Below are 25,517 nucleotides of genomic sequence, written 5' to 3' on the forward strand. Positions count from 1 at the left end.
GTAAGAGCCAAACAATCGGCAGCAGGGGATGCAGATCGTAGAGAGGATTGAAGATGTATTTCATCTCGCTTATTGCATCTGCATTTTCTGGAATAGGGGTGGCTTCATCTTCTGCGGCTAACGTCGAAGCTCAGCCGACGGCAAAGCCGTCCGCTGCAGCGACATGTTGGGCCGCATGCACGCGAGCGATAGTGCAGCTACAGGCATGATTTCGCGGCCTCCACTGCAACTTCAAACGCTCCAGCGAGAAAGACAGCGTAGAACAACAGACCCGTGGCCGCTGCTACGCCGACTCGACCAAGAGCGCTGCGAGCAAAGCTGGCCACGAGTAGCACTAGCAGAGTGCCGCTTGCCAAACCGTAGCCCGCTGCGCCGCTTTCAAGCCTCAGCGCTTCGGAGATATCACCGGTGGAGCCGGTCTTCAGGTCTGCCGCGCAGCCAGACTGATGCATGAAGTGCATGGACGCGGCAAACAGGACGACGACCAGCACCGTGCAACTGGTCCGAAGGAGTAATCCGTGCCTAATTTTCATGCGGCTCAACGGACAAGATAAGCGGCCCGCAGAATGCGGGTCCGCTTGAGCGCAGAGTTAGACACTGTGCTACAGAACAAAGAGCTACTTGTGCCCCGTGGACTAGCACAAGCACCCCCAAAGCCGTGAAAGCCCAACGGCCCCAACAGGCGAAGCCCACCACGGCGACCGCGCACCAGCGCACAGGCGCTTGAACGGGTGGCGGTGGTTTGCAAAGGCATGGGCTGTGCAGGCCGGAATGTGAAAAGGCTAACGTTGCAATTCAGCGGACGGCGTAGCCGGTCCGCTGCAATGACAGGTTATGTATCAACCGAGCGCCCATTCTCAGACGAAAACAGAGACAACCCACGCTCCCGTAGCCTTTCGGCCACGCGCGTAATAACCGCTTCTGGCGGGCCATCAAAGTCGGCTTCATTCGAGCCTAACGAGAACCACTGGCGATTCACAGATAGCTGTACCGTTCGGCCCATATTCTGGTTGTTCCATGACTTGATCTCTACATGGCCTTGCATTTTGGGCAAGGTAATCCAGATGCAATCGTGGTACAGCTCGTGCTCAACCCTCGCCGTTTGCAGGGCAGCCGACAACTCATCAAGACCGTCAGTTTGAGACATAACGTTGAAGGTAAGCGGCGTGCCGAAGGCACGTCCGCTTGAGCGACGGGTTAGCCATATGCAGCCTCCCACTTCACGCCCCCGCTCAGCGTTGACTCTGCAATGGACACGGCCTCAACGAGCGTAAGGGCCGAACCACCACCGATCCACTTCGGTGAGCCCACAGGAGTTTGGTACAGCACATAGAAGCACTCAACTTCTCTGTCCTGCGCAAGCTCTGGCTCGTCCTCAAGGTCGCCAGTGCCGAACAGCGTGTGATGGCGCACAACACGGACCTCGCAAGGAATGCTGCCGCCGTACAGCCAATGTCCTCGCTTCACGGGTGCTAGGTGCTCAAGCTCTTGCATGACGGCTAACGAACAAAGTAAGCAGCTCGCCTTTGGCGAGTCTGCTTGACTGCAGGGTTAGGACTCAACGTATGAACCTCCGGCAGATGTAGTTGTAAAGATGTTCACCTACAAGAAGTCCGACTATGAAGGAGATTGGGGTCAGTGCAAAGGCGAGAACCCAATTCGAGATAGTCACGATGGGAAGGGCCGTGACGATGCAGGCGGCAAAGTAACCTAGTAATCGGACAGCCCTTTCCATATTTTCCTAACGGACAGCGTCCTCTCGATGGGAGGGTTAGGCCTCAGCCGCGCCACGGTTGAGTGCCCGCAATATCTCTATCGCAACTTGATCGACTTCTTCCTTTACCTCGCCAGAGCTCGGGCTTGTCGCCACGCGCACCAGGTCTTGGCGCAAAGCGAGGGCAAGCGCGGGAGACTGATCTACAACGACGCTGAGCAAGCTGTACTTCCAGCTGTCGTCTTGGCCCTGAAGCACGGTTCGTACATAGGGCGCTAGTGGCCCACCAATACCAGCCAGGAAAGGCTGAAAGACAACGCCAACAGGCCAGTTCAGATCCTGCAGCCACTCAAGTATCTGCGGGATCACTGGTTCAACGGCTGGAAAACCAAGCCGCACCAGAGCCTCGGCTTTGTCCGTTTCGAACTTGGTATTCGGAACAAGAGCGGCGAGGTCAGCGGACATGATCTCTCTGAGGCCTAACGGCCAAGGTACCCGGACTTGAAGAGGGGCGTAGCCCACAAAAAAGCGCTGGGCCACGAAAGCGGCGCAGCGCTGCAAGAATGATAGCTGTTAGCTCCTGATACACAAGCGCTGGAGGCCAAAAAGGCTTGAAAGCCTTTGGAACAGGGCCAAGCGCTGGAACTAGTGACTGCGCGCATAAAGCGGGTGATGGGACTAACGGACAAGATAAGCGGCCCGCAGAATGCGGGTCCGCTTGAGCGCAGAGTTAGGCACTGCGCTACAGAACAAAGAGCTACCTGCGCCCAGTGGACTAGCACAAGCACCCCAAAAGCCTTGAACACCCAACGGCCCCAACAGGCGAAGCCCGCCACGGCGACCGCGCACCAGCGCACAGGCGCTTGAACGGGTGGCGGTGGTTTGCAAAGGCATGGGCTGTAACGGCCGGAATGTGAAAAGGCTAACGGACAAGATAAGCGGCCCGCAGAATGCGGGTCCGCTTGAGCGCAGAGTTAGACACTGCGCTACAGAACGAGGAGCTAGCCAGCTACCAGCCGAAGTTCGACAGGACATCGACCACGATTCGGTTCCAACTCTTTGGCAGAAGAAAGAGTAGAACCGCAAACAAGATGGCGACAACGCTGAGTGCAGCGGCAGCTACAAAGGCTTGGATGACAAGTGCCCAACCGACCGCCGCAAGCGACAGCGCGAGCAAGACGACGGTGACCCACCGTGCGCGAGCGTCTTGAATGTTGTTGGCGTCCGACTTCACGTTCTATTTGGCCTAACGTTTGACGTGAGGGGCCGCCGCAGCGGCGAAGCCGCGAAGGGAACCCACAAGCGCAGCTTGTGGGCGGTCCCTCTCGACGGAATTGTTAGAACTCACTCGGCCCCCAGTAAGCTAAGTATGGCGAAAACTGCACCAGCCAGTAAAACCGGTGAAATCAATACCGAAACACCATAGCGACCAAGCTCCTTGCGGCCGACGAATGCCAGCACGGGGAGGCCGAGCCAGGCTGGCCAGCCAAAAAGCAGCCCAAAACCAACACCAATACCGAACTCGTGGCGGAGAGGGTTATCTACTTGCATGATCCACTGGGACGCGTAATAACCCATAGTGCCTAGTGCTAGACAACCCCACGCAAATGTAAGCCAGCGGACGGTTTTCATGAGTTCTAACGGACAAGATAAGCGGCCCGCAGAATGCGGGTCCGCTTGAGCGCAGAGTTAGACACTGCGCTACAGAAAGGAGAGCTGCCTGCGCCCGGTGGACTAGCACAAGCGCCCCTAAAGCCTTGAACACCCAACGGCCCCAACAGGCGAAGCCCACCACGGCGACCGCGCACCAGCGCACAGGCGCTTGAACGGGTGGCGGTGGTTTGCAAAGGCATGGGCTGTGCAGGCCGGAAGGTGAACAGGCTAACGTAGAGCTAACCGGCGCTGCGCGGCTTTATCGCGAAGCGTCCAGTGACCGAAGGGAGCGGGGTTGAGCGCCATGTTAGGGCTTTTGACTCTGAAACAGCTCATCGAACCCCACGCAACCCGTTGAAGAGCAGCCATAGAGAACCGTTTCGGATGCACTGCATAAACCACCAAGGTTATCTGGCAGAAACTGACACTCGGTGAACGAGCATTCAACAAAACGGCAACCAGAAAACGCGGTGCCGCGAAACGCACAGCGTTCGAATTTGCAACCGACAAACAATGCCAAATTGAAGATGCCCCAATACCACTCGAAACCTTGGAAGGTACACGAAAGAAAGACTCCATCTGAGTCTCCTCCCTCCAGCTCGGCAGTTTCGAAGTGACAGTAACGAAAGATCTCGTCATTCTTGGCAAGAGCCTTCGTGACTTCCTTTGATGTAGCGAACGTTTCGCTTTCCCTTGGCATATGAGCCCTAACGGACAAGGTAAGCGGCCCGCAGAATGCGGGTCCGCTTGAGCGCAGAGTTAGGCACTGCGCTACAAAACAAAGAGCTGCTTGCGCCCGGTGGATGAGCACAAGCACCCCAAAAGCCTTGAACACCCCACGGCCCCAACAGGCGAAGCCCGCCACGGCGACCGCGCCCCAGCGCGCAGGCGCTTGAACGGGTGGCGGTGGTTTGGAAAGGCATGGGCTGTGCGGGCCGGAATATGAACAGGCTAACGTGAAGGTGACCGGCACGTTGCGGCAAGGGGCCGCACGGTGCAAGATTTCGAACGGCGGCGTGCGGCCCCTTGCCGCAACGTGTCCGAGTCGACCGACCTGTTATGCCTCATAGCGCTCCTTGAAATTGGGATCCGGCTCGCCAGTAGCAGCGCAAGAGAAGCCCTCCGCAGAGACGATCAGAATGCCCCCGGAGGCGAATTCGATGCGCGCAGAGGCCGTGCCGTCGGCGGCGAGTGGCATGGGAACGAGGTTGGAGTACTCGACGCCGGCTGCGACCACCACACCGTCCGAGACAGCTCCCAGGCACTCCCCCATCGCGGAACACGTCGCGTCCTGAAACCGGAATTCCACAGGCTGAAGGAAACCCCAACCCGAGTCGCTTCCGGGCACGCCGTCAGAGCGATGGACGTACGCAGGGCGAAACAGGATCCGGAGGTCGTCCCCCTCACGCACAACGTCCGCTACGCGCGAGTCGTGTAGTTCAACCCCGGTGTTCATGAGGCATAACGGACAAGATAAGCGGCCCGCAGAATGCGGGTCCGCTTGAGCGCAGAGTTAGACACTGCGCTACAGAACAAAGAGCTACCTGCGCCCAGTGGACTAGCACAAGCACCCCAAAAGCCTTGAAAGCCCAACGGCCCCAACAGGCGAAGCCCAGCGCGGCGACCGCGCACCAGCGCACAGGCGCTTGAACGGGTGGCGGCGGTTTGCAAAGGCATGGGCTGTGAAGGTCGGAATGTGAACAGGCTAACGTTTGAATTCAGCGGACCAGCCAGCGTAGCTGGCGCCGGTCCGCTGCAATGAAAGGTTAGACCTCTGCATACCAAGCCTCCGAGCGAAAGGCAACAGGAATATCTTGCGCTGTGGGATCGTCGAACCCCAAGCGGTCCAGCTCTTCAAACCATCTATCCCGGAGCGACTCCGGCAATTTGGTTCCACACCATGGGCAGTGGTCAATGTGAATTATCGAAGTGCCGCCATCGAGCACGGGCAAGCCATACTCCCGAAATTTCGGATTGAATACTACGAGTGAATCAGGGCATTCGGCTGCTTCATGCTGATCGCAGCTTAGCGAGATGTGTGATCGCATCGAATCGCAGCAATGCTTGCTCATGCGAGGTCTAACGGACAAGATAAGCGGCCCGCAGAATGCGGGTCCGCTTGAGCGCTGAGTTAGGCACTGCGCTATAGAAAAGAGAGCTACTTGTGACCAGTGGACGAGCACAAGCGCCCCCAAAGCCTTGAAAGCCCAACGGCCCCAACCGGCGAAGCCCGCCACGGCGACCGCGCCCCAGCGCACTGGCGCTTGAATGGGTGGCGGTGGTTTGCAAAGGCATGGGCTGTGCAGGCAGGAATGTGAACAGGCTAACGGACAAGATAAGCGGCCCGCAGAATGCGGGTCCGCTTGAGCGCAGAGTTAGGCACTGCGCTACAAAACAAAGAGCTACTTGTGCCCAGTGGACTAGCACAAGCACCCCAAAAGCCTTGAACACCCCACAGCCCCAACCGGCGAAGCCCGCCACGGCGACCGCGCCCCAGCGCACAGGCGCTTGAACGGGTGGAGGCGGTTTGCAAAGGCATGGGTTGTGCGGGCCGGAATGTGAACAGGCTAACGGACAAGATAAGCGGCCCGCAGAATGCGGGTCCGCTTGAGCGCAGAGTTAGGCACTGCGCTACAAAACAAGGAGCTACTTGTGCCCAGTGGACTAGCACAAGCGCCCAAAAAGCCTTGAGCACCCAACGGCCCCAACAGGCGAAGCCCGCCACGGCGAACGCGCACCAGCACACAGGCGCTTGAACGGGTGGCGGTGGTTTGCAAAGGCATGGGCTGTGCAGGTCGGAATGTAAATAGGCTAACGTTCAAGCTCAGGGGCGCGCCGCTTGCGGCGCGTCCCTTGGAGCGCAGTGTTAGGCGTTGCGATCAATTTGCGTTAAGCCCGTGCTCACGAGAAAGGAGCACAGACTTCCAATGTGATTCACGGCGCAGGACACTTTCTCTGCTTTCGTGAAGGTCAGCGATTTCAAGAACGCTGAACCGGAAATGCGATGAACGGCTAGAACCTTCGAGCTTGATAAGTTGTTTAAGCTCGACGTTACCACCGTGCCCTGTTGCTGAGTAAGCCTGCCAGCGTTGCCAAATGCCTCCTTCGCCGGAGGCGCTGCCAACGTAGAGTTTTCCTGACTTGGTATCTGAGATGAGATAGACACCGGCAACGCTGGAAAGAGCAGCCTTCCAACTCTCGATGGCCTGACTTGTGATGATGTCCAACTCTTCTTTTGATAGATCGATTGCGCGGTAACCAGGGAATTCAGCGATGCGAAGGCGTTCCGCCAATATTTCGCTGAGGAGGATTTGATCGTTCCAGCGATCACCTTTGAGATACGACTGACGACCGGGCCTCTCAAAATAGGCTATCAATCGGCCGTTCATCTCTGCGCACGAAGTAATTTCGTTCAGTTGATAGTAGTAGTTCGACTGTCTCTCCTCACAACCGGCCGCCGTGTAGGCACCACCGAAGAGCCATTTGTTCGGCGACGGCAGCGCAATGAGAGCAACGACGAAGCGTTTCTCGAAATTTCGTTTTGTCTGCCATCGTTGCCACTCGGGAAAGTCGCCAGCCAAGTAAACATCAAGCGGGTTGTCCTCACCATTCCAAGTAGCCAAGTGAATCTTGGTCTCGTTTGGGGTAATGGCTGGTTCCATCAACTTGAGCAGGTCAAATACGCGCATGGCTTGCGACACCTAACTAAAAATAGACGACAACCATCTTACCGGCCACAGTCCGCCAACACCAAGCGAAATACGCCCGTACCGGGACCGCGTTGCTAGACAGTGCTTTTAGGCAAACCTGAAATTTGCCGGGTGACCGTCGCCCCGCATGACGCTGATTCGCCCGCGCCGCCGCCCAAGCTGCTGCACCGCATGCGAGACCATTTGCGTACCCGGCATTACAGCATTCGCACCGAGGCGGCTTATCTGGATTGGGTGAAGCGGTTCATTCTGTTCCACAGCAAACGCCACCCGGCGGATATGGGGGCGGCGGAGGTGGGGGCGTTTCTCACGCATCTGGCGGTAGAGCGGCAGGTGTCGGCTTCTACGCAGAACCAGGCCAAGTCCGCGATTCTGTATCTCTACAAAGAGGTGCTGCAGGTGCAGCTGCCGTGGCTGGACGAGGTGGTGCAGGCCAAGGCGCCCAAGCGGCTGCCGGTGGTGCTCACGCCGTCCGAGGTGCGTGATTTGCTCCTGCATATGAACGGCACGACGGGGCTGATCGCGCGGTTGTTGTACGGCACCGGCATGCGGTTGCTGGAGGCGCTGCGGCTGCGTGTGAAAGATGTGGAGTTCGCGCGGCGCGAGATTCTGATTCGCGAAGGCAAGGGCAACAAAGACCGGGTGACGGTGCTGCCCGAGAACCTGATCGCCGATTTGCAAGCGCAGTTGCAGCGTGCGCGCGCCTTGCATGAGAAGGATCTGGAGGCCGGGCTGGGCCGGGTGTATCTGCCCTACGCTTTGGCGGTGAAGTACCCCGAGGCCGACCGCAGTTGGGCCTGGCAGTATGTGTTTCCGTCGCCCGTGCGCTCGCTCGACCCGCGACCGGACGCCCGCACGGGCGAGGCGATGGAGCGTCGCCACCATGTGTATCCGGAGTCGGTGCAGCGTGCGGTGCGCGAGGCCGCACGCTTGGCGCGCATCGACAAACCCGTCAGCCCGCATGTGCTGCGCCATTCGTTTGCCACGCACCTGCTGCAAAGCGGCTACGACATTCGCACGGTGCAAGAGTTGCTGGGCCATGCGGATGTGAGCACCACCATGATTTACACCCACGTGCTCAACAAGGGCGGGCGCGGGGTGCTGAGCCCGCTGGACGCTTTGTAGGGGGCCGGGCGCGGTTGCGCGCGCGTTCTGACCATTGCAGCGGGGCGCAGAGCCGCCTTGACCCGTGGGGGCAGCCAAATGGCCTGCTTGTGCTTGTTAGCGCTGAATCTCTAGCTATTGAAATAATAGCGCCTGCAGGGCAGCGCCGAGCAGGCCCACCGCCGCCTGCACGCGCCCTCACAGCGCAAAGATCTTGCCCGGGTTCAGGATGTTCTTCGGGTCCAGCGCGCGTTTGATGGTGCGCATCATGTCCACCGCGCCCGCCCCGGCTTCGTCGAGCAGAAAGCCCATTTTGTGGATGCCCACGCCGTGCTCGCCGGTGCAGGTGCCGCCCATGCTCAGGGCCCGGGCCACCAGCGTGTGGTTCAGGCCTTCGGCGGTGGCGCGTTCTTCGGGGCTGTTCGGGTCGATCAGGTAGCCGAAGTGGAAGTTGCCGTCGCCCACATGGCCGACGAGGAAGTAGGGCAGGCCGCTGGCTTCCACTTCGTCCACCGATTCGAGCAGGCAGTCGGCCAGGCGGCTGATGGGCACGCAGGTGTCGGTGCTGATGGCGCGGCAGCCGGGGCGGCTTTGCACGGCGGCAAAGTAGGCGTTGTGCCGGGCCGTCCACAGGCGGGTGCGCTCTTCGGGGGTGCTGGCCCATTCAAAGGCCTGGCCGCCAAACTCGCTGGCAATGTCTTGCACGGTTTCGGCCTGTTCCTTCACGCTGGCGGGCGAGCCGTGAAACTCCATCAGCAGCATGGGTTCTTCGCGCAGGCCCAGCTTGCTGTGCGCGTTCACCATGCGCACGGTGTGGTGGTCGATCAGCTCCACCCGCGCAATCGGCACCCCGAGCTGGATGGTCTGGATGGTGGTGCGCACGGCGGCCTCGATGCTCGGAAAGGAGCAGATGGCCGCGCTCACGGCCTCGGGCAGCGGGTACAGGCGCACGGTGATCTCGGTCATCACGCCCAGCGTGCCTTCGCTGCCCACCATCAGCCGCGTCAGGTCGTAGCCCGCGCTGCTCTTTTTGGCGCGCGTGCCGGTGCGGATGACCTCGCCGCTGGCCGTTACCACTTCGAGGGCCAGCACGTTTTCGCGCATGGTGCCGTAGCGCACGGCGTTGGTGCCGCTGGCGCGGGTGGCGCACATGCCGCCGATGCTGGCGTCGGCCCCGGGGTCGATGGGGAAGAACAGGCCGGTGTCTTTGATGGCTTCGTTCAATGCTTTGCGCGTGATGCCCGGCTGCACCGTCACCGTCAGGTCTTCGGCGTTGACGCTGAGCACGCGACTCATGCGGCTTACGTCGATGCTGATGCCGCCCTGCACGGCCAGCAGGTGGCCTTCGAGCGACGAGCCCGCGCCGTAGGGAATGACGGGCACGTCGTAATCGCTGGCCAGCTTCACGGCGTCGGCCACGTCCTGCGTGCTTTCGGCAAACACCACGGCGCTGGGCGGCGGGGCCTGCAGCGAGCCTTCGTCGCGTCCGTGCTGCTCGCGCACGGCCTGGGCCAGCGAGCACTGCGCGCCAAAGCGGGCTTGCAGCGCGTCGATCAGGGCCTGGGGCACGTCGCGCAGGGCAATCTGGGGCAGCAGGTGGGCGGCGGCGGTGGGGGCGTTCATGGCGGGGCTCCTGGCAACAAGGGGCGGCGGCCCGCGCGGCGCAGACACAACATCGTCATCGGCGCAGGGGAGGGCGGCCACTACACTGGTTTTGCGAGGCGACACCAGCCTGGGCACAGCACCGGGGCAGGGCGTCGGCATCGCGTCACAACACTGTACTACCGAGAGGGAAACCAAGATGGCTGCTGCAAGTGTGGGCGACTGCCTGTCGGGCGCATGGTCGCTGTTCAAGAAAAACGCGTTCACCCATGTGGTGTGCACGCTGCTGGTCATGGTGGTCAGCAGTGTCAGTGCTGGCCTGCTGGCCGGGCCCATGCTGGTGGGCTATCTGCGCCTGATCGAGCGCGAAGACCGGGGCGAGCCGGTGCAGATCGGCGACGTGTTCCGCGGCTTTGACGACTTCGTGCCCGCGCTGGTGGCGGGGCTCATCAGCTCGCTGGTGGTGTCGCTCGGGTTCATGCTGTGCGTGATTCCGGGCCTGCTCATCCTGGCGCTGCCTGCGGTGGCGCTGCAGTTGGTGGCGCGCGGCGAGCGCGATGGCGTGGCCGCCTTCACCGAGGCCTGGCGCACCGTCACGGGCCACCTGGGCTCGGCCTGTGTGTGCGCGGTGGTGCTGGGCATTGTGGGCAGCCTGGGCTTTGTGCTGTGCTGGGTGGGTGCACTGGTCACCCTGCCGGTGGCCATGATCGGCCAGTACTACATGGCGCGCCAGCTGTTGGGCGATGCACCCGCTCCCATCGCCCCCTTCTGAGGCCGCAGGCCCTGTACGGGGCCGCAGCGCCTGGGTGCCGCTGCCTGTGGCCGACCGCCTGCCGCGCCTGGCGCTGGGCCTGGCCCTGCCGCTGGCCATGGCCGCCACGCCGCTGTGGCTGCGCCAGGGGTACAGCCTGGGCTGCGGGTTTCGGGCGCTGACGGGGCTGCCCTGCCCGCTGTGCGGCGGCACGCGCGCCTGCGGGGCGCTGGTGCAGGGCGACTGGGCGGCCGCCTGGGCCGCCAACCCCGGGGCCGTGGTGCTGCTGCTGTGGCTGGGCCTGTGCGCCGCCCAGGCGGTGGCCGAAGGCGCTGCGGGCTGGCGGCGCGTGCGGCCTTGGCCCTGGTGGCAGCCCTGGGCCTTGCGCGCGGTGGGCGGCGGGCTGCTGCTGTCGTGGGCTGCGCGGTTGGCGGGCTGGGTGTAGCCGCGGGCGGTTGCCGTGTTGCGCGGGCCTGCGCGGCCCGGCCGCTGCGTGCACCGCCGTGCAGCGGTGTGCGGCCCGTGGGGCGGGCACATGCCCGCTGCCGGTGCGCGGTGCGCGCGGGGGCCCCTGCTGGTGCGCCGCCGTGGTGCATGAGGCTTGTATACAAGCTGGCACAGAAGCTGCGTACCACCGTGGCATGGCCACTGCCACCGACATCAGCAACCGCATCATCGAAGCCGTGATGGCGCAAAAGCTCGCACCGGGCGCGCGCCTGGGCGAGCAGCAGCTGGCCATGCTGTTCGACTGCAGCCGCACCATCGTGCGCGAGGCGCTCACGCGGCTGGCCACGCGCGGCATCGTCACCGTGAGCGCACGGCGCGGCTGGTATGTGATCGAACCCTCGCTCGACGAAGCACGCGAAGCCTTCGAAGCGCGTCGCGTGATCGAGCTGGGCCTGCTGCACCAGTTGCAGGCCTCCGGCCGGCCGCTCGACAAAGCCGCGGTGCGCCGCCTCAAGGCCCATGTGCAGCGCGAAAAAGCCGCGCTCGCCGGGTCGGACGTGGGCGCACGCACCTTTTTGCTGGGCGACTTCCATGTGTGCCTGGCCGACTGCCTGGGCAACGCGCTGCTGGCCGACACGCTGCGCGACTTCACGGCCCGCACCACGCTGATCGCGATGCTCTACCAGTCGTCGCACGACGCGGCGCAAAGCTGCGAAGACCATGTGCGCATCGTCGAGGCGCTGGAGCAGGGCGACATGGCCCGGGCCGAAGCGCTGATGGCCGAGCACATTGGCACCGTGCAGGCTGCGCTGCGCCCCGAAGGCACGCCCGACCCGCTGGCGCAGCTGCGCGATGCGCTCGCGCCCGTGCACCTCGGCCCCCCAGGCACTGAAGCGGCCGCCCCCCGCCGCCGCGCACGCCGCACGGTGGCGCAGGCCACCCCCGATTTCCCACCCGCCGCGCCGCCCGAAGGCGACGCATCCCCTTACCTAGGAGCCCTGCTATGACCTTCCGCACCCGCCGCCATACCCTGTCGCTGCTGGCCGCCACCGCCCTGGGCGCTGCGCTGCTGGCCCCGGCCCATGCGCAGAACGCGCTGGACAACATCCTCAAGTCCAAAGAGATCAAGATCGCCGTGCCCACCGACTACCCGCCTTACGGGTTTGTGGGCACCGACCTCAAGCCCCAGGGGCTGGACATTGAAATGGCCCAGTACATCGGCAGCAAGCTGGGCGTGAAGGTGGAGCTGGTGCCTGTGACCAGCGCCAACCGCATCCCGTACCTGCAGACGCAGAAGGCCGACCTCGTGATCTCGACCCTGGGCAAGAACCCCGAGCGCGAGAAGGTGATCGACTTCACCGCCGCGTATGCGCCTTTCTTTCAGGCCGTGTTTGCTAGCAAGAGCCTGAACATCAAGAGCTTTGCCGACCTGACGGGCAAGACCGTGGCCGTGACGCGCGGCGCCATGGAAGACCAGGAGCTTGCCAAGGTGGCGCCCCCCGGCGTGGACGTGAAGCGCTTTGAAGACCATGCGGCCAGCATCTCGGCCTTTGTGTCGGGCCAGACGCAGGCCATTGCAACCAGCGCCTCGACGGCCGGCACCATCATGGTCAAGAACCCGAACCTGCAGACCGAGTTCAAGCTGCTGCTCAAGGACAGCCCCAACTTCATCGGCGTGGCCAAGGGCGAAGACAAGCTGCGCACCCGCGTGAACGAGATCATTGCCGAGGCCAAGAAGGCGGGCGACCTGGACAAGATGTCCGTCAAGTGGCTGGGCCGCCCTGCGGGCGAGCTGCCGCAGTAAACCGCCGGGCCGCAAGGCCCTCATCCTTCCGCCGCTGTGGCGGGCTGCACAGGCCTGCGGCGTGACAAGCGCCGCAGCGTTGCCCCATGCTGATCGAACTTGATTTTTCTGCCGTGCTGGCCTCGTGGCCGCTGCTGGTGCGCGGCGTGCTCTGGACGCTGGGCCTCACGGTGGTGGGCACCGTGCTGGGCCTGCTGCTGGGCACGGCCTGCGCCTGGGCGCGTGCGCGCAACCTGGGTCACCGGCCCGCCGCGATGCGCTGGGCGGTGGCGTGCTATGTGGAGCTGGTGCGCAACACGCCCTTCATCGTGCAGCTGTTCTTTCTGTTCTTCGGGCTGCCGGCGCTGGGCGTCAAGCTCGCGCCCGAAGTCGCGTCGGTGCTGGCCATGGTGATCAACCTGGGCGCGTACTCGGCCGAGATCATCCGTGCGGGCATCGAGGCCACGCCGCGCGGGCAGATCGAGGCCGCCGAGAGCCTTGCCCTTACGCGGGGGCAGACCTTCCGCCGCGTGGTGCTGCCGCCTGCGCTGCAGAAGGTGTGGCCCGCGATGGTGAGCCAGATCATCATCGTGATGCTGGGCTCGGCCGTGTGCGGGCAGATCTCCACGCCCGAGCTGAGCTACGCGGCCAACCTGATTTCCAGCAACACCTTCCGCGCGTTCGAGGCCTTCATCCTGGCCACGGCGGTGTACCTGGTGCTGTCCATGCTCGCGCGGCGGTTGCTGATGTGGATCGGCGCGCGCTTTCTGGTGGGGAGATAAACCATGGTGGACTTCTCCCTGTGGGACATCCTGCGCAACCTGCTGCTGGCCGCGCGCTGGACGGTGGCGCTCTCGCTGATCGCCTTCATCGGGGGCGGTGTGGTGGGCTTGCTGCTGCTGGTGGCGCGCTTGTCCAAGCTGCGCGGGGTAGACCGCGCCGTGGGCGCGTACGTGCAGGTGTTCCAGGGCACGCCGCTGCTCATGCAACTGTTCCTGGCGTACTTCGGCATTGCGCTCTTTGGCATCAAAACCTCGCCCTGGGCGGCGGCGGCCGTGGCGCTCACGCTCTACACCAGCGCCTACCTCACCGAAATCTGGCGCGGCTGTGTGGCCGCCATTCCCAAGGGCCAGTGGGAGGCCGCGCAAAGCCTGGCGCTGAGCTTTGGCGAGCAGCTGCGCCATGTGGTGCTGCCCCAGGCGCTGCGCATTGCGGTGCCGCCCACGGTGGGCTTTCTGGTGCAGGTCATCAAGGGCACGGCGCTCGCGTCGGTGATCGGTTTTGTCGAGCTGACCAAGGCCGGCAGCATGATCTCCAACGCCACGTTCCAGCCCTTCCTCGTCTATGCCTGTGTGGCCCTGCTGTACTTTGTGCTGTGTTTCCCGGTGAGCTGGGCCGCGCAGTCGCTTGAAAGGAAACTCCATGCTCCCCGTCGCTGACCGTGCACCGTCCACTGCGCCTGCGCACACGCCCCCCGAGGCCCCCGCACCCGGCCGCCCGGTGGTCGAGATCACCGCGCTGCGCAAGTCTTACGGCAGCGTCGAAGTGCTCAAGGGCATCGACCTGTCGGTGGCCCGCGGCGAGGTGGTGTGCATCATCGGCAAAAGCGGCTCGGGCAAGAGCACGCTCCTGCGCTGCATCAACGGGCTGGAGACCTTCCAGGACGGCGCGCTGCGCGTGGACGGCCAGCCCCTGCTGCACGACAGCGCCACCCACATGCGCGCATTGCGCCAGCGGGTGGGCATGATCTTTCAGAGCTTCAACCTGTTTCCGCACCTGAGCGTGGGCCGCAACATCATGCTGGCCCCCACGCTGGTGCAGCACAAAAGCCCGGCCGACGCCGCCGCGCTGGCGCGCACGCTGCTGGCCCGCGTGGGCCTGGCCGAAAAGTTCGACGCCATGCCCGACCAGCTCTCGGGCGGGCAGCAACAGCGCGTGGCCATTGCCCGCGCGCTGGCCATGCAGCCGCAGGTGCTGCTGTGCGACGAAATCACCTCCGCGCTCGACCCTGAGCTGGTGGGCGAGGTGCTGCGCGTGGTCGAGTTGCTGGCGCAGGAGGGCATGACGCTGATGATGGTCACGCACGAAATGGCCTTTGCCCGCAAGGTGAGCGACCGCGTGGTCTTCATGCACCAGGGCCGTGTGCACGAAATGGGGCCGCCCGCGCAGATTTTTGGCGCACCGCAAACGCCCGAGCTGCAGCAGTTTCTGGCGTCGCTGCACGACTGACACGTACACCGCCCGCCCGCACCCTGGAGGACCGTGCGGGCGGGCTTTCAACCCGTGCGTGGACGCGGGGGCGTGTCAGCTGCGTGTGCCACGCGCCACTTCGTCGCGCGACAGGGTGCCGTTGCGGTCGGTGTCGATGGCATCAAACCGTTCGGCAATGGCGGGCAGCCGCTGGGCCTCGTCGCGGGTGAGCGCGCCGTCGCGGTTGGTGTCGGCGCGTTCAAAGGCCGCATCCACCGCAGTGCGCGCCTGCGGGGCACTGCCGGGCGCGGCTTGTGCAGGCCCTGTAGCGGCCGATGCGCCGGGCCCGACGCCAAAGACCGAAGACGCTGGCGCGTGGCCCGGGTCGGTGGCGGCCTTGGGCGTGCCCGGGCCAAAGCCCGCAGCCGTGCCCTGCGCATGCAGGGCCGCGGTGCCACCCAGGGTGAGGGCGGCAAACAGCATCACGCTGCGGGCGTCGAAACCAGACACACCAGGCCGGGGGCGTCGTTGCAGTTGCGTCATGGGCACAAGCTCCTTCAAGAGTGGGACAGCGCTTCATTGCACCCCAGCCCCCGCGCCCAGGCCAGCGCTTTTGCCGGCTGTTTCCTGCACCAACATTTGCGTGCGCGGTGTAACGCAATGGCCGCAGCGCGCACCCGCTGCGCTGCAAGGGGCATGGGCTGTGGCGCACAATGCGCGCCCAGTGCCGCGGCGTGCCGCCCCCGGCGCCCGCCAGGGCGTTGCGCCCATCCTGATTTCGCTTGCCCCACCGGAGACCCTGCCCCATGGCCAACCGACTCACCCAGATCGCGACCCGCACCGGCGACGCCGGCACCACCGGCCTGGGCAACAACCAGCGCGTGTCCAAAAACAGCCTGCGTGTGCACGCCATGGGCGACGTGGACGAGCTCAACTCCCACATCGGCCTGCTGCTGTGCGAACCGCTGCCCGATGACGTGCGCACGCTGCTCGTGGAGGTGCAGCACCAGCTCTTCAACCTGGGCGGCGAGCTGTCGATCCCGGGCTTCGAGCTGCTCAAGGCCGAGGCCGTCCTGGCGCTGGACGACGCCCTGGCCCACTACAACGCCGCGCTGCCGCGCCTGCAGGAGTTCATCCTGCCCGCAGGCACCCGCGCCGCATCGCAGGCCCATGTGTGCCGCACCGTGGCCCGCCGCGCCGAGCGCGCCATCGTCGCCCTGGGCAACGAGGAAGCCATCCACGACGCGCCGCGCCAGTACCTCAACCGCCTGTCGGACCTGCTGTTTGTGCTGGCCCGGGTGCTCAACCGCATGGACGGGGGGGACGACGTGTACTGGAAGAGTGAGCGGATGGCGCGCGAGGGGGCGGGGGGGTGAGTGCTGGTCTGTGGGTTGAGGGGGCTTTTGGGCTGTTCGTGCTTGTTTATTAAGCATGAGCAGCTATTGAATTCATAGCACTTCTTGGGTTGGCGGTAGTGTGCCGTTGGGGCTTGCTGTGGTCCGGTGCCGGGATGTGCGCCCGGCGGCGCACCTTCTTTTCTTGTCTCGCCAAGAAAAGAAGGCAAAAGAAGGCGACCCTACATGCTGCGACCCTGCGCTTCGCTCCGGGCAACCTGCGGTGCTCGCGCCTGGGGTGCGCCGCATAACTCACTTCGCGCTTGCAGCGCTGCGTTCGGACAAATGCGGCGAACTAGACCACGAAGCCTGCGTGTCCTGCGGCACGCAGGCCACCCCAGGCGCTGCGCTCCTCGGCGCATCCTGAAGGGGGGGTGGGGGCGGGCCATTGCTGCGCTCGGCCCCCACGGGCGCACCACCGCTGCGAAGCAAACAACGGCCACGCCACGTGCTTCAGTGCGGCTGCGCCTCCCACGCCGGCGAAGCCCGGCACCCAGCAGCGCAGGCTTCACCACAGCGATCGCAACCGGCGCGGCCCAAGAGCCAGAGCAGCCAAGCAAGGGCCGCCCCGCAGCGAGGGCTGCGTCCCCCTTCCCGAATGGCGCAGCCGTTCGAGAGAAGGGGGAAGGCGCGCAGCGCCTCAGGGGGATGCACCGTAAGCTCCGCCTGGGCCGGCGAAGCCCGGCACCCAGCAGCGCCCGCTTCGCCACAGCGACCGCAACCGGCGCGGCCCAAGGCCAGAGCAGCCAAGCAAGGGCCGCCCCGCAGCGAGGGCTGCGTCCCCCTTCCCGAATGGCGCAGCCGTTCGAGAGAAGGGGGAAGGCGCGCAGCGCCTCAGGGGGATGCCTCTTATCGAGGAGCGAGGATCGCCATCGTCAGCCGCGACACGCAGGTCAGTTCGCCCGCCTCGTTGTGCATGTCGATCTGCCACACCTGCGTGGTGCGGCCGATGTGCACCGCGCGCGCCGTGCCCGTCACCCAGCCGCTGGTGGCCGAGCGCAGGTGGTTGGCGTTGATGTCCAGGCCCACGGCGTGGTGGCCTTCGGGGCTGGCGTAGAACGCGCCCATCGAGCCCAGCGACTCGGCCAGCACCACGCTCACGCCGCCGTGCAGCAGGCCAAAGGGCTGCTTGGTGCGGTGGTCCACGGGCACGCGGCCGCGCAGGTAGTCGTCGCCGATTTCGGTGATCTCAATGCCCAGGTGGCTCACGGCCGTGTGGGCGCTGCTGGCGTTGAGCTGTTCGAGCGTGATGGGTTTTTTCCAGATGGGCATGGCTGTCCTTGGGCTGGGTACGCACGGGCGGCGGCCGTGCGTAGGGGGGCGGCTCTACCGCCACCCCTGGCGGTTGGAGATAATCAGGGTTTTCCCTAGGTGGCGGCGCCCTGCCGCCCGGCCCCGCCTGCCGCGGCCTGCCTGGGAACCCCACACATGGCCTGCCCCAAGAGCCGCTGTGCACCTGCACCGCGGTCTGGGGACCGGCTTTTTCCGTCCATTGTGCGTTTTTCGCCGGAGTCCTGTTCCATGCAACGTCGCCAGTTTGTCACCCTTGCCCGCAACGCCGCCGTGCTCGCCGCCGCCCCGGCCCTGATGCGCCACGCCCTGGCGCAAGAGGGCGGCATCAGCGGCAAGAACATCACCATCGGCTGCTCGGGCGCGCTCAGCGGCCCGCTGGCCGGTTTTGGGCAGGACGTGAAGATCGGCGCGGAAGCCGCCATGGCGCAAATCAACGCGCGCGGCGGCATCCATGGCCGCCAGTTGCAGCTCAACATCGTGGACGACGGCTATGTGCCCCAGCGCACGGCCGAGAACGTGCGCGCCATGCTGTCGCAGGGCAGCGCGTTTGCGCTGCTGTCGTGCGTGGGCACGCCCAACAACGCGGCCATCCTGCCGCTGGTCGAAGAGTCGGGCCTGCCCTACGTGGCGCCCCTCACCGGCGCGGCCTCGGTGCGCAAGAGCGTGCGCAATGTGTTCCATGTGCGCGCCGGCTATGCCGACGAAGCGCAGCGCCTGGTGCAGCGCCTGTCGGAGATGGGCCTCAAGGGCGTGGGCATCGTCGCCATGGACAACCCCTACGGCCGCGAACTGGCCGAAGACACCAGCCGCGCGCTGGCCGCGCAGGGTGCCAAGCCTGCGCTGCTGGTGACGGTGGGCACCGACGGCCGCAACGTGGCCGAGGCCGTGGCCAAGGTGGCCGAGACCCGCCCCGCCGCGCTGATCCTGGCCACGGCGGGCAGCGTGTCGGTGGAGTTTGCGCGCCAGCTGCGCAAGGCCGCGCCTGGCGTGCTGATGGCCGGCGTGAGCGCCACCTTCACCAGCGACGGCCTCAAGCAGCTGGGCGAGGCCGGCAGCGGCATCGCGCTGACCATGGTCATGCCCGACCCGCAGCGCGCCCGCAGCCAGCTGGTGCGCGACTACCAGGCCGCCATGCGCGCCCGCGGCGTGCAGGACTTCACCCTGGGCAGCCTGGAGGCGTATGTGAACCTGCGCGTGCTGGCCGAGGGCCTGGAGCGCGCAGGCGGCGACCCCACGCGCGCCAAGCTGCGCACCGCGCTGGCGGGCATCCGCAACCTGGACCTGGGCGGTTTCGTGGTGGACTACGCGGGCAACGCGCCCTATGTGGGCTCGCGCTACATCGACCTGGCCGTGCTGGGCGGCTCGGGGCGCTTCCTGGGCTGATGCCGGGCCTGCCATGCAGGCCTAAGGACCGAAATGGCCGCTCGTGCCGCAAAGTCAAGCACGAGCAGCTATCAAATGCATAGCGGTTGGGTAGGCTGAGTCTCTGACGGCGGCGTGGCGCCGCCGTGGTCATTTGGGACGCGACAGGCGCGCACAGTTCCAGTAGCATCGGCCCCCTTTTGGTGCATGCGCGGTCGTCCCTGCGGGGACTGGCTTCGCATGGCCTGGTCTTGCTCGTTTGCTGTCCCATGCGCGCCACCCTCTGCCCACACCCTGTTGCCTTTCTGCCCTGTGTCTTGTTGCTTGCGCTGACTGCCTGCTGGCAGCGTCTCGGGCGGCCGCTGCTGCAGGCGGTGGTGGCCCTGTGGTGCTCCTGCGTTGCGGTGTCTGCTGGGGCGCAGAACGTGAACGACGGGTTCAATCCCGATGCCAATGGCCTTGTACGGGCGATCACTGTGCAGCCCGACGGCAAGGTGCTGTTGGGGGGGGACTTCACCAGTGTGGCTGGGCAGGTGCGCAACCGAATTGCGAGGCTGAATGCCGACGGAACACTTGATACAGGTTTCAACCCTGGGGCGGACGTAGACGTCTACATCATGGTCGTGCAGCCCGACGGGAAGGTGTTGGTGGGAGGCGAATTCACCACCTTGGGTGGGCAGCCACGCAGCCGCATTGCTCGCCTGAACGCCGACGGCACGCTCGACTCTGCCTTCAACCCAGCGCCGAACAGCAACGTTTTCAGCCTAGCCGTGCAGCCCGACGGCAAGGTGCTGGTGGGCGGCCAATTCACCACCCTGGGCGGGCAGACGCGCAACCGCATCGCGCGCCTGAACACCGACGGCACGCTGGACACGAGCTTCGATCCGGGGGTTGGCGTTGGCTCGGTCCGCAGCCTGGTCGTGCAGCCCGACGGCAAGATTCTGGTGGGCGGCCAATTCACCACCCTGGGCGGGCAGGCGCGCAACGGCCTCGGCCGCCTGAATGCAGACGGTTCGCTCGATACCGGCTTCAATCCTGGGGGGGTAAACGGTTCGGTAGACAGCTTGGCGGTGCAGCCCGACGGCAAGGTGCTGGTGGGGGGCTACTTCACCACCCTGGGCGGGCAGCCTCGCCTCAACATCGCACGGCTGAACGCCAACGGCACGCTTGATACGGGCTTCAATCTCGGGGCTGACAACGGATCGGTCCTCAGTATGGCCGCGCAGCCTGACGGCAAGGTGCTGGTGGGGGGCGGCTTCACCACCGTGGGCGGGCAGCCGCGTAACTCTCTGGCCCGCCTGAACGCCGACGGCACGCTCGACAGCAGCTTCAATCCGGGGCCGAACAATGGGGTCTACAGCGTGGCCGTGCAGCCCGACGGCAAGGTGCTGGCGGGGGGCTTCTTCACCACCTTGGGCGGGCAGACGCGCAATTACCTGGGCCGTGTCCATGCCGACGGCTCCCTTGATGCGACGTTCAATCCCGGGGTTGGCAACTCGGTGTTCTGGGTTTTGGCCCAGCCGGACGGGAAGACCGTGATCGGTGGCCCCATCGGCTTTGTGGGCGGGCAAGTTCGCAATCACCTCGCGCGCCTGAATGCCGATGGCACGCTCGACACCTCATTCAACCCGCAGCCCAACAACTCCGTCAGCTCTGCGGCACTCCAGTCCGATGGCAAGCTGCTGGTAGCAGGGGCGTTCACCAGCATCGCTGGCCAGGTGCGAAACGGGCTGGCACGCCTGAATGCCGATGGATCGCTGGACATGGGCTTCCATCCGGACAGCGTCAGTGGGGCAATCTACACCGTCGCTGTGCAACCCGATGGCAAGCTGCTCGTGGGGGGGGCCTTCACTGTCATGGGAGGGCAGCCGCGCAACCGCATCGCGCGGTTCCATGCAGACGGAACGTTGGACACGATGTTCAACCCCAGTGCCGACAGCACGGTGAACAAACTGCTGGTGCAACCCGACGGAAAAGTGCTGGTGGCGGGAAGTTTCGTCACCCTTAACGGTCAGCCCCGCAACTACATGGGTCGCCTGCAGGCCGATGGTTCGTTGGACAGCAGCTTCACCCCCAACCCTGGTGCGGCAGTGCAGACCATGTTGCTGCAGCCTGACAACAAGGTTCTGATTGCGGGTGGCTTTGCAGTGGTCGGTGGCGTGGCGCGCACCGCCATCGCACGCCTGCATGCCGATGGTGCGGTGGACATGGGCTTTAACGCCTTTGCCAACCACTCGGTGTTCGCCTTGGGTCTTCAGCCAGACGGCAAAGTGTTGCTCGGCGGTCGCTTCACCGCCCTGGGCGGGGTGCCTCGCAGTAATTTCGCGCGCGTGGGTGCTGACGGCGCGCTCGACACAGCCTTCAACCCCGATGTTGGGGGGTGGGTGTTCGGCATTGCGCAGCAGACAGATGGCAAAGTACTGCTGGCAGGCCCTTTCACCACGGTCGGAGGTGAGTCGCGGAACTATTTGGCTCGCCTGACTGTGCCCGAGGCGGCGCTCCAAACACTGCAGGCAACCAGCACTGCAGATGGCCTGCGCTGGCGACGCAGCGGTTCGGGCCCCGAGGTACGCAGCGTGCGAATGGCCTATGCCCTGACCGAGAATGCCTCGGCGGGCGACTGGGTGGACCTTGGGTGGGCGACACGGGATGTGGGTGGATGGGCGCTGGACGGCCTCTCACTGCCGTTGGCCACAACGATTTGGGTGCGGGCGTCGGCCGTCAACACCGACGAGATGAGTTCGCAAGTCGTGTCGGTACGCCAACTCTTTTTGACCACCGCCCCCGGCGCCCCCACCGGCCTCACCGCCACGGCGGGCAACGGCCAGGTGCAACTCAGCTGGAGCGCTCCGGCCAGCGACGGCGGCAGCAGCCTCCAAAGCTACACCGTCACCGGCAGCCCCAGCGGCAGCTGCACCGTGGCCGCCCCGGCCACCAGCTGCACCATCGGCAGCCTGGCCAACGGCACCGCCTACAGCTTCACCGTGCAGGCCACCAACGCCGTGGGCAACAGCCCCGCCTCGGCCAGCGCCAGCGCCACCCCGCTGGGCGCCCCCGGCGCCCCCACCGGCCTCACGGCCACCGCAGGCGACCGGGCCGTGGCCCTGTCGTGGACGGCCCCGGCCAGCAACGGCGGCAGCGCCCTCCAAAGCTACACCGTCACCGGCAGCCCCAGCGGCAGCTGCACCGTGGCCGCCCCGGCCACCAGCTGCACCATTGGCAGCCTGACCAACGGCACCGCCTACAGCTTCACCGTCAAGGCCACCAACGCCGTGGGCGACAGCGCGGCCAGCACCAGTGCGTCGGCCACGCCCCAGCCCTACAGCCAAAGCGGCATCGCATTGCCCGGCGGCGGCATGGCCAGCGTGCAGATCGGCACCCCCCCGGGCTGCACCGTGGGCAGTGTGACCATCAACAGCACGGTGCCCGCCGGTGCGCCCGCAGGCGCCACGGCACCGGCCGGGGTGCTGCGTTTCACGGCCTCGGGTGCGGGCTGCGGCACGGCCAGCCTGTCGGTGCGCATTGACTACCCCGCAGGCCGCCTGGCCGGGCTCACGCCCTACAAATACGGCCCGGCCACCGCGGGCGCGGCAGCCACCTGGTTTGCGCACGGCAGCATCAGCGGCGACAGCGTGAGCTACACCGTTATCGACAACGGCGTGGGCGACAACGACGCGGCCAGCGGCAGCATCAGCGACCCGTTTGCACCGCTCTTGGTGCCTGCGCCGGGTGGTGCGGCGGCCATCCCGACGCTCACCCAGTGGGGGCTGATGCTGATGTCGCTGCTGGCGGCGGCGCTGGGTATGGGGGTGCTGCGCAGGCGCGGCGTGTGAGGCGGGTGCGGGCGCCAAGCCCAAGCCAAAATGGCCGCTCGTGCAGCAAAGTCAAGCACGAGCAGCTATCACATTAATAGCAACTGAATCTTTGCGGCTGCGCCCTGGCACCCGGGCGTGAGGGCGCCAGGGTGCGCCCGGCCCCGCCCGCGTTGGCCGCCGTGGCGCTCACACCCCGCGCATGCTGCCTGTGCGCACAAAGCGCTGGTGCCACGACAGGGCTTCGTCCAGCAGGTGGGGCGTGTGCTGGCCCACGGCGCCGCGGCGGGCGCGGGCCAGGTAGTCGTGCAGCGCGGGGCGGAAGTCCGGGTGCGCGCAGCGCTCGATGATCTGCGCCGCGCGCTGCGTGGGCGACAGGCCGCGCAGGTCGGCCAAGCCTTGCTCGGTCACCAGAATCTGCACGTCGTGCTCGGTGTGGTCCACGTGCGAAACCATGGGCACGATGCACGAGATGGCTCCGCCCTTGGCGAGCGAGGGCGTCATGAACACCGACAGGTAGGCGTTGCGCGCAAAGTCGCCCGAGCCGCCGATGCCGTTCATGATGGCCGAGCCCATGATGTGCGTGGAGTTCACGTTGCCGTAGATGTCGGCCTCGATCATGCCGTTCATGGCGATCAGGCCCATGCGGCGGATCAGCTCGGGGTGGTTGCTGATCTCCTGCGGGCGCAGCACGATGCGCTCGCGGTAGAAGTCGATGCGCGCGTTGAAGTCCTCCATCGCCTCGGGGCTCAGCGACACCGCCGTGGCCGAGGCCGTGGCCAGCGTGCCCGAGCGCAGCAGCGCGAGCATGCCGTCCTGCAGCACTTCGGTGTAGGCGGCCAGGCCTTTGAAGGGGCCGCCATCGAGCCCCGCGAGCACGGCGTTGGCGATGTTGCCCACGCCTGACTGCAGCGGCAGCAGCCCGGGCGGCAGGCGGCCGCGGCGCACTTCGTGCTGCAGAAAATCGAGCAGGTGCGCGGCGATCTGCTGCGAGTTCGCGTCGGGCGCGGCGTAGGTGGTGTTGCGGTCGGGCTGGTGCGTGGGCACCACGGCCACCACCTTGTCGGGGTCGCAGCGCAGGTAGGGCTCGCCAATGCGCTGGTGCGGCTCGGTCATCGGAATCGGCACGCGGTGCGGCGGCCGGTCGGTGCCGTAGTAGATGTCGTGCATGCCTTCGAGGCCGGGCGAGTGCCAGGTGTTGACCTCGAGGATGATCTTTTGCGCCTGGTCGAGCCAGGTCTTGTTGTTGCCCACCGACGAGGCCGGGATCAGCCGCCCGTCAGGCAGCACGCCCGCCACCTCGACCACGGCCACGTCCAGCGCGCCCAGAAAGCCGAACCACACGTACTGCGCCACGTGTGACAGGTGCAGGTCGACGTACTGCATCTGCCCGGCGTTGATCTGCGCGCGGCAGGTCGGGTCGGACTGGTAGGGCAGGCGCATGTCGATGCCGTCCACGCGCGCGAGCGCGCCGTCCAGCTCGGGCGCGGTGCTCGCGCCCGTCCACAGGCCGATGCGAAAGCCGTGGCCTTCGCGGTTGAGCCGCTCGATGCGCGCGGCCAGCGCCGCAGGCACGGCCTTGGGGTAGCCCGCGCCGGTAAAACCGCTCATGCCCACATGGGCCCCGGCGGGGATCAGCGCAGCGGCCTCGTCGGCTGACATGATGCGGGAGTGAAAAGCCGGGTACTGCACCCGATCGGCCAAGGTCATGCGAACGTGCTCCAGGTGTCCAGACAAGGCCGCCCGCAGCGGCGGGGCGGGCCAGCGGGCATCGTAACAAAGCGCGGCGCAAGATCAGGGTAAACCCTGATCCATCGCCCCGCCGCTACGATGCCCGCGGGCCTTGTGCGGCACGCCGCGTGCCGTCCGCCCCCTGCCGTTCGCCCCCACTGACACCGCCCGTTCACGCCATGCCCTACGTCGCCGCCGGTCCTGCCTGTCCCTCGTGTCGCCAGCCCATGTCCGAGCACCGCTTTGCGGCCGTGGGCGGTGCAGATCTGACAGTGGACATTTGCTTTCCCTGCCAGGGCCTGTGGCTGGATCGGCTGGAGAACATGCGCCTGGCGCCCCAGGCGGTGGTGGAGCTGTTCACCGTGCTGCACGAGCACCGCACCGACGAGCGCCGCGCGCTGGCCGACAAGCTCAACTGCGCGCGCTGCAACACCACGCTCACGCAGGGCTTCGACGTGGTGCGCAGCGGCCGTTACATGACCTACCGCTGCCGCCACCAGCACGGGCGCTTCAGCACGTTCTCGGCCTTCCTCATTGAAAAAGGCTTTGTGCGGCAGATGACCAAGGTCGAAGTCGAGGACCTGGCCCAGCGCGTGGGCAGTATCTACTGCACGAGCTGCGGCGCACCCGTGGACTTGCGCAAAGACCACGCCTGCCCGTACTGCCGCGCGGCGTTTTCGCTGCTCGACCCGACGGCTGTGCAAAAGGCGCTCGAAGGCTACGCCCAGCTGGCCGCGCGCCCGGCGGCCGATGCGCCACGGCCCGACCTGGCCGACGCGTTGATCCGCCTGGAGCGCGATCGCAGCGAGGCCCAGCGCGAACGCCAGGCCCGCATCTTCACCCAGGGCGACCCGCGCGAGCGCGAATCCGGCATCACCGGCGACCTGGTGGCCGCGGGCGTGGGGCTGGTCTGGGCGCTGCTGTCGCACTAGCCCCTGCGCGCTGCTGCCCACAAAAAAGCCGGGGCCGCG

The 25,517-nt window shown here is 65.7% G+C and carries 25 protein-coding genes; 12 read left to right on the forward strand and 13 right to left on the reverse strand.

Features of this window, described 5'->3' with window-relative positions; all coding sequences use genetic code 11:
• Nucleotides 1–197: 197 nt before the first annotated feature.
• The 9 genes from ABD866_RS11665 to ABD866_RS11695 all read right to left on the reverse strand — a co-directional run bounded on the left by ABD866_RS11665 (nucleotide 198) and on the right by ABD866_RS11695 (nucleotide 7,056).
• A complete protein-coding gene (locus tag ABD866_RS11665; protein WP_345065054.1) occupies nucleotides 198–491 on the reverse strand; it encodes a hypothetical protein in 294 nt (97 codons plus the stop codon).
• A gap of 1,280 nt (nucleotides 492–1,771) precedes the next feature.
• Nucleotides 1,772–2,179, reverse strand: coding sequence for a DUF5071 domain-containing protein (locus ABD866_RS11670; protein ID WP_345065056.1), 408 nt, complete (start codon nucleotides 2,177–2,179; stop codon nucleotides 1,772–1,774).
• 14 nt (nucleotides 2,180–2,193) lie between these two features.
• Nucleotides 2,194–2,376 (reverse strand): DUF1010 domain-containing protein, encoded by a 183-nt coding sequence (locus tag ABD866_RS11675; protein ID WP_345065195.1) that lies wholly within the window; start codon nucleotides 2,374–2,376, stop codon nucleotides 2,194–2,196.
• Nucleotides 2,377–2,636: 260 nt separating this feature from the next.
• Complete coding sequence (locus ABD866_RS16330; RefSeq protein WP_425549588.1) at nucleotides 2,637–2,723, reverse strand: DUF1010 domain-containing protein; 87 nt, start codon at nucleotides 2,721–2,723, stop codon at nucleotides 2,637–2,639.
• A complete protein-coding gene (locus ABD866_RS11680) occupies nucleotides 2,724–2,948 on the reverse strand; it encodes a hypothetical protein (RefSeq protein ID WP_345065058.1) in 225 nt (74 codons plus the stop codon). It lies immediately after the preceding gene.
• A gap of 110 nt (nucleotides 2,949–3,058) precedes the next feature.
• Nucleotides 3,059–3,346 carry a hypothetical protein gene (locus ABD866_RS11685; protein ID WP_345065060.1) on the reverse strand — a complete coding sequence of 96 codons (288 nt, stop codon included), beginning with the start codon at nucleotides 3,344–3,346 and terminating at the stop codon, nucleotides 3,059–3,061.
• A 1,078-nt stretch (nucleotides 3,347–4,424) separates the two neighbouring features.
• On the reverse strand, nucleotides 4,425–4,565 hold the full coding sequence (locus tag ABD866_RS11690) for a hypothetical protein (RefSeq protein ID WP_345065062.1): 141 nt from the start codon (nucleotides 4,563–4,565) through the stop codon (nucleotides 4,425–4,427).
• A 568-nt stretch (nucleotides 4,566–5,133) separates the two neighbouring features.
• Nucleotides 5,134–5,439 carry a DUF6980 family protein gene (locus tag ABD866_RS16340; RefSeq protein WP_425549586.1) on the reverse strand — a complete coding sequence of 102 codons (306 nt, stop codon included), beginning with the start codon at nucleotides 5,437–5,439 and terminating at the stop codon, nucleotides 5,134–5,136.
• 807 nt (nucleotides 5,440–6,246) lie between these two features.
• Complete coding sequence (locus tag ABD866_RS11695) at nucleotides 6,247–7,056, reverse strand: GIY-YIG nuclease family protein (protein ID WP_345065065.1); 810 nt, start codon at nucleotides 7,054–7,056, stop codon at nucleotides 6,247–6,249.
• Nucleotides 7,057–7,248: 192 nt separating this feature from the next.
• Here ABD866_RS11695 and ABD866_RS11700 point away from each other — a divergent pair, with 192 nt between their 5' ends.
• A complete protein-coding gene (locus tag ABD866_RS11700; protein ID WP_345065198.1) occupies nucleotides 7,249–8,202 on the forward strand; it encodes an integron integrase in 954 nt (317 codons plus the stop codon).
• Between the two features lie 177 nt (nucleotides 8,203–8,379).
• Here ABD866_RS11700 and ABD866_RS11705 read toward each other — a convergent pair whose 3' ends face one another.
• Nucleotides 8,380–9,804 (reverse strand): FAD-binding oxidoreductase, encoded by a 1,425-nt coding sequence (locus ABD866_RS11705; protein ID WP_345065068.1) that lies wholly within the window; start codon nucleotides 9,802–9,804, stop codon nucleotides 8,380–8,382.
• Between the two features lie 178 nt (nucleotides 9,805–9,982).
• Between ABD866_RS11705 and ABD866_RS11710 the strand changes: the two genes are divergently transcribed.
• The 7 genes from ABD866_RS11710 to ABD866_RS11740 all read left to right on the forward strand — a co-directional run bounded on the left by ABD866_RS11710 (nucleotide 9,983) and on the right by ABD866_RS11740 (nucleotide 14,993).
• Entirely contained in the window at nucleotides 9,983–10,555 is a 573-nt protein-coding gene (locus ABD866_RS11710) for a hypothetical protein (RefSeq protein ID WP_345065070.1), read from the forward strand.
• A complete protein-coding gene (locus tag ABD866_RS11715; protein ID WP_345065073.1) occupies nucleotides 10,527–10,979 on the forward strand; it encodes a DUF2752 domain-containing protein in 453 nt (150 codons plus the stop codon). The genes ABD866_RS11710 and ABD866_RS11715 overlap by 29 nt, the downstream gene beginning before the upstream one ends.
• Nucleotides 10,980–11,175: 196 nt before the next feature.
• Nucleotides 11,176–11,988, forward strand: a complete 813-nt coding sequence (locus ABD866_RS11720) for a GntR family transcriptional regulator (protein WP_345065076.1) — start codon at nucleotides 11,176–11,178, stop codon at nucleotides 11,986–11,988.
• Nucleotides 11,985–12,785 (forward strand): transporter substrate-binding domain-containing protein, encoded by an 801-nt coding sequence (locus ABD866_RS11725; protein WP_345065079.1) that lies wholly within the window; start codon nucleotides 11,985–11,987, stop codon nucleotides 12,783–12,785. Before ABD866_RS11720 ends, ABD866_RS11725 begins: the two co-directional genes overlap by 4 nt.
• A gap of 86 nt (nucleotides 12,786–12,871) precedes the next feature.
• Nucleotides 12,872–13,546 carry an amino acid ABC transporter permease gene (locus tag ABD866_RS11730; RefSeq protein WP_345065082.1) on the forward strand — a complete coding sequence of 225 codons (675 nt, stop codon included), beginning with the start codon at nucleotides 12,872–12,874 and terminating at the stop codon, nucleotides 13,544–13,546.
• 3 nt (nucleotides 13,547–13,549) lie between these two features.
• Nucleotides 13,550–14,203 (forward strand): amino acid ABC transporter permease, encoded by a 654-nt coding sequence (locus ABD866_RS11735; protein ID WP_345065085.1) that lies wholly within the window; start codon nucleotides 13,550–13,552, stop codon nucleotides 14,201–14,203.
• A complete protein-coding gene (locus ABD866_RS11740) occupies nucleotides 14,187–14,993 on the forward strand; it encodes an amino acid ABC transporter ATP-binding protein (protein ID WP_345065087.1) in 807 nt (268 codons plus the stop codon). The genes ABD866_RS11735 and ABD866_RS11740 overlap by 17 nt, the downstream gene beginning before the upstream one ends.
• 75 nt (nucleotides 14,994–15,068) lie before the next feature.
• Here the strand turns inward: ABD866_RS11740 and ABD866_RS11745 are convergent, their stop codons facing one another.
• Nucleotides 15,069–15,497, reverse strand: coding sequence for an EF-hand domain-containing protein (locus ABD866_RS11745; protein ID WP_345065089.1), 429 nt, complete (start codon nucleotides 15,495–15,497; stop codon nucleotides 15,069–15,071).
• Between the two features lie 263 nt (nucleotides 15,498–15,760).
• Here ABD866_RS11745 and ABD866_RS11750 point away from each other — a divergent pair, with 263 nt between their 5' ends.
• Complete coding sequence (locus ABD866_RS11750) at nucleotides 15,761–16,330, forward strand: cob(I)yrinic acid a,c-diamide adenosyltransferase (RefSeq protein ID WP_345065092.1); 570 nt, start codon at nucleotides 15,761–15,763, stop codon at nucleotides 16,328–16,330.
• 867 nt (nucleotides 16,331–17,197) lie between these two features.
• Here the strand turns inward: ABD866_RS11750 and ABD866_RS11755 are convergent.
• Nucleotides 17,198–17,620, reverse strand: a complete 423-nt coding sequence (locus ABD866_RS11755; protein ID WP_345065095.1) for a hotdog fold thioesterase — start codon at nucleotides 17,618–17,620, stop codon at nucleotides 17,198–17,200.
• A gap of 249 nt (nucleotides 17,621–17,869) precedes the next feature.
• Between ABD866_RS11755 and ABD866_RS11760 the strand changes: the two genes are divergently transcribed.
• Together ABD866_RS11760 and ABD866_RS11765 are read left to right on the forward strand one after the other, a co-directional pair.
• A complete protein-coding gene (locus tag ABD866_RS11760; RefSeq protein WP_345065098.1) occupies nucleotides 17,870–19,024 on the forward strand; it encodes an ABC transporter substrate-binding protein in 1,155 nt (384 codons plus the stop codon).
• A gap of 296 nt (nucleotides 19,025–19,320) precedes the next feature.
• Nucleotides 19,321–22,836: an IPTL-CTERM sorting domain-containing protein gene (locus ABD866_RS11765; RefSeq protein ID WP_345065101.1), complete on the forward strand. Its 3,516-nt coding sequence runs from the start codon at nucleotides 19,321–19,323 to the stop codon at nucleotides 22,834–22,836.
• A gap of 168 nt (nucleotides 22,837–23,004) precedes the next feature.
• On the opposite strand, the gene scpC is transcribed toward ABD866_RS11765, so the two are convergent.
• Complete coding sequence (gene scpC, locus ABD866_RS11770) at nucleotides 23,005–24,525, reverse strand: succinyl-CoA:acetate CoA-transferase ScpC (RefSeq protein ID WP_345065104.1); 1,521 nt, start codon at nucleotides 24,523–24,525, stop codon at nucleotides 23,005–23,007.
• 200 nt (nucleotides 24,526–24,725) lie between these two features.
• Between scpC and ABD866_RS11775 the strand changes: the two genes are divergently transcribed.
• Complete coding sequence (locus tag ABD866_RS11775; protein WP_345065107.1) at nucleotides 24,726–25,478, forward strand: zf-TFIIB domain-containing protein; 753 nt, start codon at nucleotides 24,726–24,728, stop codon at nucleotides 25,476–25,478.
• The last annotated feature ends 39 nt before the right edge of the window (nucleotides 25,479–25,517 follow it).

It is taken from the genome of Acidovorax lacteus, assembly GCF_039540375.1.
GTDB lineage: Bacteria > Pseudomonadota > Gammaproteobacteria > Burkholderiales > Burkholderiaceae_C > Acidovorax_G > Acidovorax_G lacteus.